The sequence below is a fragment of the Nonomuraea sp. NPDC050663 genome, assembly GCF_044456985.1.
Classification (GTDB): Bacteria; Actinomycetota; Actinomycetes; order Streptosporangiales; family Streptosporangiaceae; genus Nonomuraea.
In genome coordinates this window covers 1-13,992 of record NZ_JBITGL010000025.1, presented here as the reverse complement: position 1 = coordinate 13,992, position 13,992 = coordinate 1, and the positions used below count along the sequence as shown (strand labels likewise).

General features: G+C 67.6%; 13 protein-coding genes and 1 pseudogene. 4 read left to right on the top strand and 10 right to left on the bottom strand.

Annotated features, from left to right (window positions below; translation table 11 throughout):
- Position 1: 1 nt before the first annotated feature.
- Positions 2–1,261: a hypothetical protein gene (locus ACIBH1_RS44535; protein WP_397320164.1), complete on the bottom strand. Its 1,260-nt coding sequence runs from the start codon at positions 1,259–1,261 to the stop codon at positions 2–4.
- On the opposite strand from ACIBH1_RS44535, the gene ACIBH1_RS44530 reads away from it, so the two are divergent.
- A complete protein-coding gene (locus ACIBH1_RS44530) occupies positions 1,260–1,652 on the top strand; it encodes a hypothetical protein (RefSeq protein WP_397320163.1) in 393 nt (130 codons plus the stop codon). The genes ACIBH1_RS44535 and ACIBH1_RS44530 overlap by 2 nt on opposite strands.
- Here the strand turns inward: ACIBH1_RS44530 and ACIBH1_RS44525 are convergent.
- Complete coding sequence (locus ACIBH1_RS44525; RefSeq protein ID WP_397320162.1) at positions 1,619–1,864, bottom strand: hypothetical protein; 246 nt, start codon at positions 1,862–1,864, stop codon at positions 1,619–1,621. The two genes, ACIBH1_RS44530 and ACIBH1_RS44525, sit on opposite strands and share 34 nt — an antisense overlap.
- Positions 1,861–2,196 carry a hypothetical protein gene (locus tag ACIBH1_RS44520; protein WP_397320161.1) on the bottom strand — a complete coding sequence of 112 codons (336 nt, stop codon included), beginning with the start codon at positions 2,194–2,196 and terminating at the stop codon, positions 1,861–1,863. The genes ACIBH1_RS44525 and ACIBH1_RS44520 overlap by 4 nt, the downstream gene beginning before the upstream one ends.
- 254 nt (positions 2,197–2,450) lie before the next feature.
- Between ACIBH1_RS44520 and ACIBH1_RS44515 the strand changes: the two genes are divergently transcribed.
- Positions 2,451–3,224: a GntR family transcriptional regulator gene (locus ACIBH1_RS44515; protein ID WP_397320160.1), complete on the top strand. Its 774-nt coding sequence runs from the start codon at positions 2,451–2,453 to the stop codon at positions 3,222–3,224.
- A gap of 172 nt (positions 3,225–3,396) precedes the next feature.
- A complete protein-coding gene (locus tag ACIBH1_RS44510; RefSeq protein WP_397320159.1) occupies positions 3,397–5,625 on the top strand; it encodes a hypothetical protein in 2,229 nt (742 codons plus the stop codon).
- 10 nt (positions 5,626–5,635) lie between these two features.
- Here the strand turns inward: ACIBH1_RS44510 and ACIBH1_RS44505 are convergent, their stop codons facing one another.
- Positions 5,636–5,818, bottom strand: a complete 183-nt coding sequence (locus ACIBH1_RS44505) for a hypothetical protein (protein ID WP_397320158.1) — start codon at positions 5,816–5,818, stop codon at positions 5,636–5,638.
- 56 nt (positions 5,819–5,874) lie between these two features.
- Positions 5,875–6,087 (bottom strand): hypothetical protein, encoded by a 213-nt coding sequence (locus tag ACIBH1_RS44500; RefSeq protein WP_397320157.1) that lies wholly within the window; start codon positions 6,085–6,087, stop codon positions 5,875–5,877.
- A 103-nt stretch (positions 6,088–6,190) separates the two neighbouring features.
- On the opposite strand from ACIBH1_RS44500, the gene ACIBH1_RS44495 reads away from it, so the two are divergent.
- A complete protein-coding gene (locus ACIBH1_RS44495; RefSeq protein ID WP_397320156.1) occupies positions 6,191–9,763 on the top strand; it encodes an NACHT domain-containing protein in 3,573 nt (1,190 codons plus the stop codon).
- Positions 9,764–9,978: 215 nt separating this feature from the next.
- Here ACIBH1_RS44495 and ACIBH1_RS44490 read toward each other — a convergent pair whose 3' ends face one another.
- From ACIBH1_RS44490 to ACIBH1_RS44470, 5 genes and pseudogenes are all read right to left on the bottom strand, one after another.
- Positions 9,979–10,152 (bottom strand): hypothetical protein, encoded by a 174-nt coding sequence (locus tag ACIBH1_RS44490; protein WP_397320155.1) that lies wholly within the window; start codon positions 10,150–10,152, stop codon positions 9,979–9,981.
- Positions 10,153–10,940: 788 nt separating this feature from the next.
- Positions 10,941–11,092 (bottom strand): annotated as a pseudogene (locus tag ACIBH1_RS44485) (TerC family protein); the annotation flags it as partial.
- 61 nt (positions 11,093–11,153) lie between these two features.
- Positions 11,154–11,429 carry a hypothetical protein gene (locus ACIBH1_RS44480; RefSeq protein ID WP_397320154.1) on the bottom strand — a complete coding sequence of 92 codons (276 nt, stop codon included), beginning with the start codon at positions 11,427–11,429 and terminating at the stop codon, positions 11,154–11,156.
- A gap of 52 nt (positions 11,430–11,481) precedes the next feature.
- Positions 11,482–11,625: a hypothetical protein gene (locus tag ACIBH1_RS44475; protein WP_397320153.1), complete on the bottom strand. Its 144-nt coding sequence runs from the start codon at positions 11,623–11,625 to the stop codon at positions 11,482–11,484.
- A complete protein-coding gene (locus ACIBH1_RS44470; RefSeq protein WP_397320152.1) occupies positions 11,625–13,457 on the bottom strand; it encodes a peptidoglycan-binding protein in 1,833 nt (610 codons plus the stop codon). Before ACIBH1_RS44470 ends, ACIBH1_RS44475 begins: the two co-directional genes overlap by 1 nt.
- Positions 13,458–13,992 lie beyond the last annotated feature (535 nt).

Sequence of the window (13,992 nt, the reverse complement as noted above, 5' to 3'; positions counted from 1 at the left end):
GTCAGAGTCCTTCGTTGTCACGAGGGTCGTTGTCACGAGGGTCGTTGTCACGGGGGCCGTTGTCATCGCCGGTCGTCGCCGGGCCGTTGTCATCGGCGCTGCCATCGGTGTTGTCATCGGCGCCGGTGGCGGAGTTCTTGTCAGCGCCGTCACGCGGGATCCCAGCCCTTTCCAGGACCCGGTAGGCCGTGCGCGGGCTGATGGCGTACCTCTGCTGCAGGAGCGTCAGCAGCTCTGCCACGGACTCATCCGGAGCGTTGCCACGCCGCGTGATCAGCCAGTTGACACGTTCGTCGGTCGTGCCGCGTGGCATGCGCCCGTTGTCGCGGTCGGATGGCGAAGGGGCTGGCGGAGGTGCCGGACGGTTGTCAGCTGAGGCCTTGCCATTGACAGGCCGAGCGTTGCCACCGGCCTTGTCATCGGCGTTGCCACCGGTCTTGCCACCGCTCGTGTCACCAGCTTTGCCACCGTGCCCGTTGTCACGCGGCCCGTTGCCACTGCCGTTGCCACTGCCGTTGACAGGACTGTTGTCAGCGGGCGGAAGCTCGGGCCTGGGCGGCAGGGAAGAGCCGCCGAGGCCTCTGCCACCGCCCCGGCCGGACCCGTCCGAGGACATCAGCGCAGCGGCGGAGTGGTCGACGACGCGCTGGTGGATCTCACCCGCGTTCACGCCCGCCAGCACGCCCATGTGGTGCTCGGCGAGCTTGCGCCGCTCCTCCGCCTGCGGGTCGAGCTTGGCCACCCACGGGGTGCGCGGGTCGGCGTCGACCAGGGCTTCGGTGTTGTACAAGGCGGCGATCTGCTGCAGCAGCTGCTCCTGCCGCTCGGGGTCGCTGGCCAGCTGGGCGTACTCCACCGCCCGATCCATCATCTTGTCGAGCTTGGCCATCGCCGCGCGGATCTTGCGCTCGGACGCCTCGCTCTTCCGGAGCCTGCGCACGTTCTTGGCGGCCAGGGCGACGCGGGTCAGGAGCCGGTAGGTGGCTACCTCGACCACGGTCCGGTCCTTCGGCTCGGCCAAGCCCAGCCGGACCAGGAGGCGTTCGGGGGTGAGCCGCCAGTTGATGCGGCCGGTCCCGCGGATGCGGTGCCGCTCGATGGCCATTCCGCGCTCCCACAGCCACGCGGCGACCAGCGGCGCGGCCAGGCGGAAGATGGCTTCGGCCACGCTGTGGGCGTCGAGCGACGACAGGACGGCGGTCAGCGCGGTCAGCGCCCACACGGCCATCCCGTCCAGGCCCGCGGAGTAGTTGTCGCGCATGTTCCTGCGCGCCCGGACGGCGCTGGTGACGATGGCGACCTCGATGAAGGCGAACAGCAGCAGCCGCAGCGGGCCGGTCGAGGCCGAGCACGTCGCCGGAGAAGCGCCACATGCCCTGCGCGGAGACGCCGGTGGCGATGGAGGCGGCCACGATGGTGAGCACGTCCTCGATCGGGCGCGGCACGACGTACCGCACGAAGGCCTTCGCCGCAGTCCGGCTCAGCGTCCGCAGCAGCCGTACCGCCAGGACCAGGGCGACGAGGCCGCCCACCGCGATCACCACGGCGGCGATGAGGTGGTCCTGCGCCCAGGCGCTGACGTCGGCGACCAGGTCGGCGATCGTCTGGATCATGGAGATCACCGCAGCCGCCCTTCGTGCATCTGCCGCTGAAGGTCCGACAGCGGGCAGTAGAGGTACGGCTGGTCACGGAAGACCAGCGCGGCCGAGCCGTCGTCGAGGGTGATGACCTTGTACGTCGTGCGCCGCTTGCGCACGACCACCACCACGGCGGCCACCACGACCAGGCCGACGACGACGACCGAGCCCGCGTTGGCGATCATCAGGTCGATCAGCAGGTCGAACGGGGTGTTCCGCGCGTTCACGCCGCCACCCCGCTCTCGCGCAGCAACCGGCGCCGGTCAGCGGGCGTGGTGGCGGCGATGATCCCGTAGAAGTCGGCCGGCTGCAGCAGGGACCGCTCCCAGCACATGCCGTTCTCCAGCAGGGGGCAGCCGCCGCACAGGAAAGCGGCGGCGATCTGGAGGTCAGCCTCGTTCGTGGTGACGGGGAACCAGTCGTCGGGGTTGGCGCCGGGCTGCTGGCAGTGGCCGAGGCCCTTGGACACGCCCCGGTTCAGGGTGGCCAGGCGCTGGCTGTCGGCTATGCCGTCGTCCTGGGCAGCGCCAGCAGCGTGGACGGCGCGGGATTTCCGCACCGTGGCAGCAGGTGCCATGATGTGGGGACCAGCCTTTCTCTTTTCGCGAGGGGAACGGGTTTGGGATATGCGGCCTTCGACGCCAGTGCTGGAATCACTGGAAAATGTCGGGGGCCGCATTTTTGCTTGGTTATCTATGACATGCTTCAATTTGTCTTACGTAAGACGAAGCATTGCCGATCAGGACCCTGGTGTCAACCCTTCCGCGCGGCCTGCGCCTTTTGCGGTACGTAAGACCATTAGGATCGTGACCCGTGAAGCCGACCGCCCGCAGCGCCTACCAGGAGGTGGCCGCCCTCATCCGCAGCCGGATCGAGGACGGCACATACCCGCGCGGTAGCCGACTGCCCACTGAAGAGCAGTGGGCCGACGAATTCGGCTACACCCGCGTCACCATCAACGCCGCCCTGCGCGTCCTGGCCAACGAAGGCCTCGTCATCCGCGCCCGCAAACGCGGCACCTTCGTCCGGCCGATCGACCCGATCGTGCGCCGCTCGGGCGCCCGCCACCTCAAGCAGGCCCGCGAGCGCGGCGGCGCACACGGCGCGTTCGACGCCGAGCTCGCCGAACGCGGCTACACCTACCGTCCGGCGGACACCGACATCCGGCGCGACCGGCCTCCTGCGCTCGTCGCCGAGCTGCTGGACGTCCCTGCCGACGAAGCCTCAACGGTCGTGCGCGACCGGCGCATGTCGATCATCTACGCCCACAACCAGCCAGCCGTGCCATACCAGATCGCCACCACCTGGATCCCGCTCGACATCGCCGGCGACACGGCGATCGAGCAGCAGGACACCGGAGTCGGCGGCATCTCGAGCCGCCTTGAAGAGCTCGGCTTCGAGCAGGTCCGCTTCCCCGAGCGCATCCGCACCCGGCCGCCCTCGAGCGCCGAGGCGCACTTCCTGGAGATCAGCGAGGAGCAGCTGGTCGACGAGATCCTGCACCGCGGCGTCACCGCCGAGGGCCGCGTTGTGAAGGTGACGATGTTCGTGATCCCGACGCACCTAGTGATCCACGAGATCGAGTAGCGCCAAGCCAGGAGAGACGCCAGGGCGTTCTCTTCCCCCAGATCGGTCGTGCCCCCTAGGCAGGGTGGTCGCCTTCGTGCGCTTGTGAGCCTGGCATCACAGTGCCGGCCAAAGTGGTCACGATTCGTGTGCAACCGCAGCCGAATGCCATGAAGACGGTCACGCTATGGGTGTGAACAGACGCAGGATCGGCTGGCGCATCCCGCTCGCCATGGTGGCCATCCTCGTCGCTGGCGCGCTGGCTTTCACGGTATGGCGAGCGTGGACACCCACCGCCGAGGTCAACCTCGCCGACGTCGCCGCCGTGGTCATAGCCGCCGCCACGGCGATCGTCCTGGTGTGGGTCTGGGCGTGGAGGCGTCGCACGGCCGCGAGCACCATCCCCTCTGTCGCCGACGTCGAGGCCGCCGCTGCTGTGCTGGCCGAACTGGTGGAGCGGCAGTGGCTCGCCGAAGCCCGCAACCGATCGTTGGACGACCCCGAACCGATCCCCATGCGCTGGCAGCTCACCAGCGACGAGGGTGTGATGAGCCACCCCCGTCTGATCACCGCCGCAGACAAGCTGACCTTCACCGCCCAAGCCGACGATATCGCCGCCCTGGCCCGCGACTTTCGCGCCCTGACCCGGTGCCGCCTGGTCATCACCGGCGGCGCGGGCATGGGCAAGACCAGCCTGGCGGTGCAACTGCTGCTGCAGCTGCTATCTACCCGCCAAAGCGACCAGGCCGCTACGGAGAACGAGATTGTGCCCGTGCCCGTGCTCCTGCCGCTCTCCGGCTGGGACACCCGCGTCCATCCCCATCTGCACAGCTGGCTTGCCGCCCGGCTGGCAGCCGACTACCCCGCCCTGAGAGCCCTGCAGCTGGGTGCCGGTGCCGCCACTGCGCTGGCCGAAGGCGGCTACATCCTGCCCATCCTGGACGGGCTGGATGAAATGCCCGACACCGCCCGCGCCGCCGTCATCACCGCGCTCAACATCTCTTTGACCGCCCGCGACCAGCTGATCCTCACCAGCCGCACGAAGGAGTTCAGCACCGCCGTGGGCGACGCTGGCCGGCCGCTGACCGCCGCCGCCGTCATCATCCCCAAGAGCCTTTCCCCCGAGGTGGCCGCCGACTACCTGGCCGCCTGCCTGCCCGCTGAGCCGCCACCCGCCTGGAGCGCGGTCCTGTCCGCGCTTCGGTCCCGCGCCGCTCCCGGCCTGACCGCGCTCGCCGCCACCCCCCTGGGACTGTGGCTGATCCGCGCCGTCTACCTGACCCCGAGAACAGACCCCGCCCCGCTGGCTGGCCCGATCGCCGAAGACGCCACGGCGCTGCGCGCCCACCTGCTCGACCACCTCATCGGCGCTCTGATCGCCACCCGCCCGCCCAGCACTGACCCAGCCCACCACTTCCGCCCCCGCCACCAGCTCGATCCCGGCACCACCCACCGCTACCTGAGCCACTTGGCCTGCACTTTTCCCCCGGACGCCACCCGAGACATCATGTGGTGGCACATCGCCCGCGCCACCCCTCACATCCGTCCCAAGATCGGGCTCACAGTCGGGCTCGCAGTCGGGCTCGCAGTCGGGCTCGCGGTCGAGGTCAAGAACAATCTCGTGTTCGGGTTCGCGGGCGGGCTCGTGTTCGGGCTCGCGGCCGGGCTCGTGTTCGGGTTCGCGGGCGGGCTCGTGTTCGGGCTCGCGGTCGGGCTCGTGAGGTCCTGGGCTGAAGAAGCCCCCGGCTACGCCAGTCTCCGTGAACCAGTCCTCCTTCTCCGCACCATCAAGAACAATCTCGTGTTCGGGCTCGCGGCCGGGGTCTCGGTCGCGCTCGTGTTCGGGGTCTCGGCTGGGGTCTTGGCTGGGGTTTCGGCTGGGGTTTCGGCTGGGGTTTCGGCTGGCGTCTTGGCCGGGGTCTCGGCCTGGGTCTTGGCCGGGTTGATCGAGTGGGCAGAGCGGCCGACCCTCACCTCAACCAGTACCCCCCGCTCCAGCTGGAGGTCTGACCGGAGGCTCACGCTTCTCCGCCTATTCGTGTTCGGGCTCGCGGGCGGGCTCGTGTTCGGGGTCGGGTACGGGCTCGTGTTCGGGCTCACGGTCGGGCTCGTGTTCGGGCTCACGGTCGGGCTCGTGTTCGGGCTCACGGTCGGGCTCGTGTTCGGGCTCACGGTCGGGCTCATGTCCGGTGAACACCATGCGTGGCTGGCATGCATCATCGCGATAGCGTGGCTGGCCGTAGCTCGGCGGCTTCCCTGGCGGCTCATGGATTTCCTCGACGACGTCCACCGTCTGGGCCTGCTGCGTGCCGTCGGGCCGATCTATCAATTCCGGCACGCCGCGCTGCACGATCACCTCGCCGCTTTAGGAACCCCCCAGCCGAGCACTGGTAGTCGCTCAGCCCAACGTGACAGGCCGTGAGCCGTGGCCATCAGGTGTCGACGCGGATACGCCAGATGCTGACCGTCTCGGCCTCGACGGTGTAGAGCACAAGCAGCCCGGCGATGGACAGCTCGTAGGCGTTCGGGATGCCACCGAAAGGGTGGGCGCCTAGCGGGGTGGGGTCGATGGCCAGCAGCTCGAAGATGGCCACAGCGTTCTCGCGAAGCATCACAGGGAGACGCTCAAGCTCTGCGTGGACTTCTTCGGCCGGGAGGACCCGGCGGCGGCTCACGCCGTCTTCGAGGAGAGCAGCAACCGCAGCGCGGCAGCCTTCCGGTGCACGACAGCAGGGTCGACGCCGTACCGCTCGGCCATCTGCTCCGCGGAGGTGAAGCCGCCCGCGTGCGCGGACATGCCGCCCGTCTCTGCGGACGTCTCGGTGCCCGCCCCGGCCATCCGCTCGGCGGCGATGCGCCAGTCCTCCCGCGTGTCGTGCTCCATATCTTCACTGTAGCGCGGGCCCTACAGGCGAGAGAAGCAGATGCTTTGCAACAGGTTCATCGCAGGGCGGGCCTATGAGCCGTTCGATTGTCATCGTGGAGGTATGACACCTCCCTTCGCTGGCGACGATTCGGCTCCGACACGTTCGGTTGTCGCGAAGGCCGCCCGTCGACGATTGTGGGGGTGGATACTACTGGCTCTGGCGGCGCTACTGCTGGTACTAACCCTGGTGCTGTTCCTGGCTGTGGAGCCGTCGCAGTCGCAGTCGGTTGTGCTGGACGTGCTGGATAAGAAGGCCAGCATCGTCAGCATGGTCCTCACCCTGATCTTTGGGGCGGCAGGGCTGTGGCTGCAGTCTCGTTCGGCGGCTGGTGAGCCGTCGCCTGGAGAGGCGGCCCAGATATCCACACGGCTTGGCCACTACAACGCTCGCCATGGCCCCATTCACGACCCGATGCCGAACGAGGATCGCGCTCCCAAGCGAGTAACCCGTCGTCGATACCTGCGGCGGGTGCGCCTGGAGATGAAGCAGATGGAGACCATCGGGCTGGTCACGCACGCTGACCTGGTCCTGCAGACCCGGCAGGTGTACGTCGACGTGGCCCTCCAACCTCGGGTCGTCACTGCTACCGTCAGGGACGCCGGCACCAGCCCGTACCCCGCACCGGCCGACGAAATCGTCGGCCGTCGGGCGCCACTGACGTCATTCCTCCGCGCGGGGCGTGTGCTGGTAGTGCTCGGCGCTGCGGGATCGGGCAAGACCACGTTGGCTCGCTTCACGGCGCTAGAGATGGCTGAGCAGCGGCTGTGGCCATGGCGGCGCGAGTTCTGGAGGGCTCACCGGATCCCTGTCCTACTGTACTTACGTGATCACAGCGAGGTCATCCTCGCGGACGAGCCGCCGAGCCTGGCGAGAGTCGCGGCCGAAGCACCATGGCTCCGCGGTGTAGTGAAGGCCGGTTGGCTGCAGCACCGACTCGAACGCGGCCGATGTGTAGTGCTGCTGGACGGCCTGGACGAGACAGCAGACGCACAAGACCGCAGGCATGTGGTCGCGTGGGTGCAGGAGCAGATCCGCCGCTATCCTGGCAACTCCTTTGTCCTGACATCACGCCCCTTGGGCTATGACGGCAATCGGCTGACCCATGCCGACGTCCTCCAAGTACAGCGCTTTGACAAACGCCAGATCCGAACCTTTCTACACGCGTGGTACCGAGCTATCAACCGCCGCGCCTACCAAGGCGTTAAGGGAGAGATCGACAGGCGGGCCGCCGAGTCCGCAGACAACCTCGTCGACCTCATCAGCGCGCGCATTGCGCTGCTCGAACTGGCAGCGAACCCGCTGCTTCTGACGATGATTGCCAACGTGCACCGGTATCGCGGCCAGTTGCCCGGTAGTCGTGTCGGCCTGTACGAGGAGATGTGCCAGGTACTTTTGCACCGGCGCCGGGACGCGAAGGGTCTCATCCGGCCCGATGAGCTGTCCGGTGAGAAGAAGGAGCGCATCGTTCAGGAGCTCGCCTGGTACATGATGCGCCATCGCCTTCGGGACATCTCAGTCGGTAAGGCATGTCAAGCGATCCAAACCGTTGTGAGCCGGACCGCCCCCGGCCTCACCCCGCGCGCCTTTTTGGAACAGGTCCACACCAGCGGCCTTCTCGTCGAACGTCAACATCGGTTCTACGGCTTCGCCCACCTCACACTGCAGGAATACCTCGCCGCCGCACTGGTCCCTAGCCATCATTCCCGCCAGCAGACACTGGCCGACAACGTCAGCGACACCTGGTGGCGCGAGACCACCCTGCTCTGGGCAGCCCGCGCAGACGCCAGCCCCATCGTCGAGGCATGCTTGGATGCGCCGACCGCCACCTCGCTCCACCTCGCCTATGCCTGCGCCAACGAAGCGCGGGAAATTGACCCCGCGCTCCGCGAACAACTTGACCTTTGCCTGAACAGCAGTCCTGCCGACCCCGACACTGCTCGCCTACTCGACGGAGTTGCCGCAGCACGCGTCCTGCACGACACCCACACCCTCCCTGATGAAGACGCCCAGATCTGCGTGAACCCTGTGAGTACCGGCCTGTGGAATCGCTATACCGCCCAGACCCCCACTCCGCGCCCCCTGCACGGGCCTACACCCGCCCCTGCCGCAGGGCTGTGGCCCGCCGATATCCAGGCATTTCTCACTTGGCTTAATAGCTTGTTCAATGACGGCACCACCTACCGCCTGCCCACCACAACCGAGGCCAGCCGCGCTTTTGCCGCCGGGTTATACGCCCAAACCGCCGCCATGTGGACCTCGGAAGGCCTGGACGTCAGGCTAACCGTGCCCGCCGGGGTTCCCCACCCACATCGCCCTACTCCGGAACACCTGAGTGCCTACCCCGACGTGATGCTTAACCATCTCCACTTACCTCTTCGGCTTACTCCACGTTCGCATCTCTGTCGCCGTCAACTCCTCGTCTATACCCGTCGCCGTGATCTCACCGTCCATGACCATCGGCTTCTCCACGCTCTGGACCTCCTTCTCGCGCTGGACCTCGCTCGAACCCTCGGCCTCGCCTTCGCCCGAGGTACCTCCGCCAGCGATTTCGCCCTTGTCATGGCTCGCGATCTGGCCCTCGACCTCGACCTCGACCGGGCCCGCGATCTCGCCCTTGTTCTGGCCCGCGTCCTCGACTTCGCCCTTGTCCTGGCCCGCGCGCGCGCCCTAGACGACGACCGCACCCTTGTCCGCGACCGCGCACGCATGGACCTCGACCGCGACCTTGCTCACGCCCTAGACCTTGCTCGCACCCTTGTCCGCGACCTCGATCCCGCCCTCGATCCCGCCCGCGACCCCGACCTCGCCCTCGCCCGCGCCCTCGATCGCGCCCTCGATCGCGCCGAAGGTCTCGACCTTGGCTTAGCCCTCGCCCGAGTAACCGACAACGACTGCGACCTCGCGCAGGCCATTGCTCTTGACCGTGCCCGCTTCGTCATCCGTTTCGGCGACCATGAACCCACCCTCGATCGCGCCCGAGATAACCTCAACCTTGCCCACGCTCTCGAGTTCATCCTCGACCGTGACCTAGATCTCGTCCTTCGCCCCACCATCGCGCTTGCCCGTGACCTCGCCTTTGCTCGCGCGCTGGCTGATGGCGACCTTGGATCCACGGATACTGCGGTGGTCGCATCACTATGCCTGGCGAGTGACGTCCTCGCTCAGGCCGCTGCACGTCATGCTGGGTCTATCCCTCGATTGTCGGGTCGCACCTATGGATTCCCTCGCCGACGCAATGACGAGGTGACACCTTTCTCGGCACTCTTCAACACGCTGGCGGTAGGGATCCGAAAGGGACACCCCGCTGACGACCCGCAGGCGGATCTGGAAGAGGCCTTCCTGATCGCGATGAGTCAAGGCCAGAGTGTGAAGGCGACCTCGATGATCGAAAGCGCGCTAACCTTGGCGAGTCCTCTTTGGGACCGACATCGACCAGTCCGCCAAGGAGACATGGCATTGGCCGCCGCCTGCATCCTGGCCGTCCTCACAGAGGTGGCGGATTCGCCGAATGACGCTTCAGTTCTTTCCGAACGACTGCGCGGCATTCTGAGCACGCTGGTCGCACTCACCCCAGGGGTTATCCCCGACGCTTCCGATGCCACGACTGGACATGTGATTTTGATGCGAGGCTAAGTTGTACCCGTCCAGTGTTCAGACTGTGGCGGTGGCCAGGCCGTCATCGGATCGACGGCGGAGACGGAAGCGCCGTATTGACGCCTCGGGAGCACAGAGCCCCGACCGCCTCCCGAAGGAGACGGCCGGGGCCTCATCATCTATGTGAGCCGGGTCAAACCCGGTGAGTCCGCGTCATGAGGGTCAAGGGCGACGCGAGCCCCGGCTGACCGAGGTCAGACCTTGATCGCCTTGAGGATGGCGATGATCGGGGACGGGTCAAACCCGCCCGAGATCAGCCAGGCCGCAAGAGGGATCGCGACCAGGACGGCCAGGCCACGCATGATCGCGTTGATGGCCTCGGTGGTGATCCCGCAAAATGGCGGGCGGGACGGGTCGTTGTTGGGCATCTTCTACCTCCCGGTAGGTCCGATGAATGATCGTCGGACCTCACGGCAACGCAGCCCCGAGCTGGAATTTTGTATCCAGCTGGCGACCGCAAACCCTTGACGGTGGTAGCCTGCCAGTGAGAGCTAGCATGTACTTAGTCGTCAAGGGAGCCCGTGAGGGTCCCACGTCGTGCTAAGAGCTACGAATCGAGGTTCGGCGAACCTGGGCGGCAACCCAGGCTTGTCGAACCTTTTTTCGTAGCCATAACCTTACTCACCTCGCCGACGCAACGCACGCACAACAGATGTGGGGGGCTTGGCGCGGCCGTGAGGCTCCTACTAGGAGAGAGCGTAGTCCAGGAAGCCGACGCGGCGGCTCAAGGCGACTTGACTTTCCCCAGCACTTTCGTAGCTGAGGACGGAAGTTCTGCACCATAGTCATCCCGTGCCGCAGCACTCTTCCCCCGCATGTCACCGACGCCCAGGTAAAGCAGCAGGTCAAGTGGGGGTGCAGCCCCCGCTTGAGCATTGGCATAGATCGGCCACCTCCTTGCCTTGTCGATCTTCCCTCGGGAACGCAGCGAGTACACCGCGCTCCGCTCCACATCGAGGAAGCACGCCTGGACAACGAAGAATGCCCCCTGCCTGGCACAAGGCCAGGCAGGGGGCGCAGCTGCGGATATGGCCGCGCGGACGGTACGGACCGTGCGCTCAATGTCGTGGCCCGACTTGTCGCACGCGGTGGGTGAGCAGGCCGAAGTTCATATTCAGGAGAGTCAGGGCGTCTCACTCCCGTAGAACTTCCGATCACCGAGCAGAAGGTAGAGCTCGCGCATGCCCATCAGGGCGAAGGCGTTGGCGGTGAAGGCCAGGTAGGGCCTCCCCTAGCCAGGCCAGAGATGGCCGGGATGGAGTCGAGCGCGAACAGCAGGTCGGTCATGCTGATCGCGACCATGACGAGGTTGTCCACAGAAAGGGAGTACTCGGTCAACCACCCGGCGAAGAACTCGCCGCCGTCGCTACTACAGGTCGTAGCGGCCCACGGGCACCAGCTGGGCGCCGGCGTTGTCGCGCGGGTCGGCGACGGGGGTCACCTTCCGCTGCGAAGTGAACCAGGCCCAGGCGAACAGGGCGCCGTCGAAGAGCTGCTCGACGCCCTTGTCGGACAGCTCCCACTCGGCCGGGATCCAGCCGAGCGCGATGCCGAGCCGGACCAGGCCCATCACGACCAGGGCGAGCGCGCCGCGGACCAGCAGCGGGTAGCGGACGGTGAACGGGGTCTTCGGTGCAGGATGCATGCCTCTCCTCCTCGGGAGATGACGAACCCCCGGCCGGGGGTGGCGCGGGGGGTCAGTTGGTTTCGTCGATCAGGCCCGGCACGCGGGCTGAGCAGTTGTGGTCTTCGGGTGGCAGGAAGTAGTCCCCCTCGGCCCTGAACTGCTCGCTGCAGCGGCAGGGGGCGTGCGGCAGCAGAAGTGCGTCGAGCGCCTCCATCAGGCGACCTTGAGCAGCGCCGCCCACGTCTTCGGCCCGCACTCGCCGTCCGACTTCAGCCCGGCCGCCTTCTGGAAGGCCTTCACGGCTTCCTCGAGCGGGGCGCCGAAGACGGTGTCGTCGATGTTGCCGGTCAGGCCGTAGCCGCGGGCGTGCAGGAGGTAGAAGAGGCTCTTGACGTGCCAGCCTTTCGAGCCGCGCACGAGCAGGGGCAGCTGTCTCACCATCACCTCCGTGGGGTTGGCCTCCGGCTCGGGGGCTTCGGGCTTCGGCTGGGGCTTGACCTTGGTGTAGGGCGGGTTCCAGAACCCGGCGATGACGTCGTGCGCCCGGACCCTGCGGCGGCAGGCGTCGCCGGTGTTGCCCTCGATCGTCTGGACGCGGCCGTCGCCCGCCACCACGGCGGTGCCCGCGCGCTCCAGCCACTCGACCGGCGTCCCGACGTCTTCGGAGTCGAGGGGGTCCTTCATCATGATCAGGACCCTGGTGAAGTCCTTCGGCATGCCGGTGCCGCTGGCAGACAAGCCGTCCCAGGTGATGCGGAAGATGCCGAGCCGCGAGTCGACGGCCGGCGTCGACGGATCCGGGGGCGGCGTCTCGTCGTCCGGGATCGTGATCGTCGCCGACGAAGCGGGGACGCCGAGCGTGCCCTGGTTGGTGGCGCGCACCGCGAACACCCACTGGGTGCGCGGCACCAGCGGCGAGAACGCCACGCTTGTGCCGGTCGTCGTGGCCAGGATGCGCATCGCGCCGGTGCCGGGCGGCGTCTGCCCGAGCAGCTGGTAGCCGTCCACCGTCAGGGCGGTGCCGTTGATGTCGGTGGTGACCCCGGTCCAGGACACGTTGATGACGCCGTGCGTGAAGCCCTCGTCGTCCTGGAAGGCCTGCGGGTTGACGATCAGCCCGGTCGGCGCGGCCGGAACGCGGTCCTTGGAGTCGGGCGCGGGCTCGCCGCCGTTGCCGCCGGTCGACACGCCGCCGCTGACGATCCCGGCCGCCTGCCGGGCGCGCCGGATGTCGGCCTCCAGGAAGCGGTCATTCAAGGTGAGGTTGCCGCCGACGACGCCGGAGGAGTCCACCGACAAGGTGACCTGACGCACCCGCAGGCTCTGCAGCTGCGCCTGGTCGCCGGGGGCGCGCACGAAGTCGCCGGCCCGATAGTCGGCCAGCGGCAGGAACCGCGCCCGGTACGGGGTGAGCTGGCGGGTCAGCTGCACCCGCTCCCCCGCCGCGCGCTCCAGCGCGATCTGCGCCAGGAAGCGGGCGGTGCCTTCGTCGGCGACGCCGCCCTGGGACTGGGCGGCCTCCCACCGGCCCCACGGCATCACCGCGGACGGGTTGGTCACCTCGACGTTCAGCGACTCCTCCCCCATCCCCAGAATGGAGGAGGCGGCGTCTTCCAAGGTGGCGTCGTCGGGGGCCTGGTCGATGTCGCGGCCCAGCCGCAGCTCGACCGGCGCGGCCCCGGCCGCGAGCTGGCGGGACAGCGCGGTGCCCTCGTTCCAGACGCGCAGGGTGCGGCCCTGCATCGCCCAGTCGCACACGCCCTGGTCGGCTAGGTTGATCAGCATGGCGAGCAGGTCGGTGCCGGGCTCGACGCCGATGGTCAGCTCGGCCTGCCACGGCTGGCCGGAAGAGTCGTGGGAGTCGGTGAAGTCGACCGCGAGACCGGGCAGCGTGCCGCGGCCTTGGGCTTCGTCATTGCTTCTCTCCTCCCCCGCGTGCATCTGGTCGACGGCGGCCTGCAGCATGGCGTTCTCGTAGATGAGCTGGTCGATCCTGCGCCGCAGCGCCGCGATGATTGCCTCGCTGGTCACTGGCAGCTCACGCACGAAGCCTCCCTCATCGGCCAAGCCGGTAACGATCAGGTATCCCCGTGCCTAGACAGGATCGCTAACGACTGGAATAGAAGGCATGGGGTTACTGCCACGCCGCCGAGTCGACCGCGCTGACCATCCCGCCGTTCCGGCAGATACGGGGCCTCCTCAATTACGCACTCCCCGCCCAGCCGCCTGGTGGATCGTGCCGATCACACTTCTGGTCGGGGGCGTAGTCGGCGGACTGGCTTGGCTTCTACTGGCTGCGGGATGGGGTGCGGCAGAAGCTGCGGCCCGGCAGGGTGCGATCCAGACCTCGCTGGCAGCAGGCGCCGGCGTTGGGGCTGCGGTGACGCTAATGCTGGCCTTCCGCCGTCAGCGCCATCAGGAGCACGCCGCGCACGTCAATGCCTACCTCTCCGAGCGCAGCGCCGCCCTGGCCGAAACGGTGGCTAAGAGCTCCTAACGCAATGAGGTCAGGCGTCGCCAGCAGATGAGGGCGCACGCAAGCTTGAGGAAGGCCTCGTGGATGTCGGCGCGGACCTCCCAG

Bases quoted from the DNA above. Each gene is read 5' to 3' on its own strand.
- ACIBH1_RS44530 (WP_397320163.1), top strand. From the start codon at position 1,260: ATGTTCCTGCGCGCCCGGACGGCGCTGGTGACGATGGCGACCTCGATG.
- ACIBH1_RS44535 (WP_397320164.1), bottom strand. From the start codon at position 1,261: ATGCGCGACAACTACTCCGCGGGCCTGGACGGGATGGCCGTGTGGGCG.
- ACIBH1_RS44500 (WP_397320157.1), bottom strand. From the start codon at position 6,087: ATGGAGCACGACACGCGGGAGGACTGGCGCATCGCCGCCGAGCGGATG.
- ACIBH1_RS44495 (WP_397320156.1), top strand. From the start codon at position 6,191: ATGACACCTCCCTTCGCTGGCGACGATTCGGCTCCGACACGTTCGGTT.
- ACIBH1_RS44490 (WP_397320155.1), bottom strand. From the start codon at position 10,152: ATGCCCAACAACGACCCGTCCCGCCCGCCATTTTGCGGGATCACCACC.
- ACIBH1_RS44480 (WP_397320154.1), bottom strand. From the start codon at position 11,429: ATGCATCCTGCACCGAAGACCCCGTTCACCGTCCGCTACCCGCTGCTG.
- ACIBH1_RS44475 (WP_397320153.1), bottom strand. From the start codon at position 11,625: ATGGAGGCGCTCGACGCACTTCTGCTGCCGCACGCCCCCTGCCGCTGC.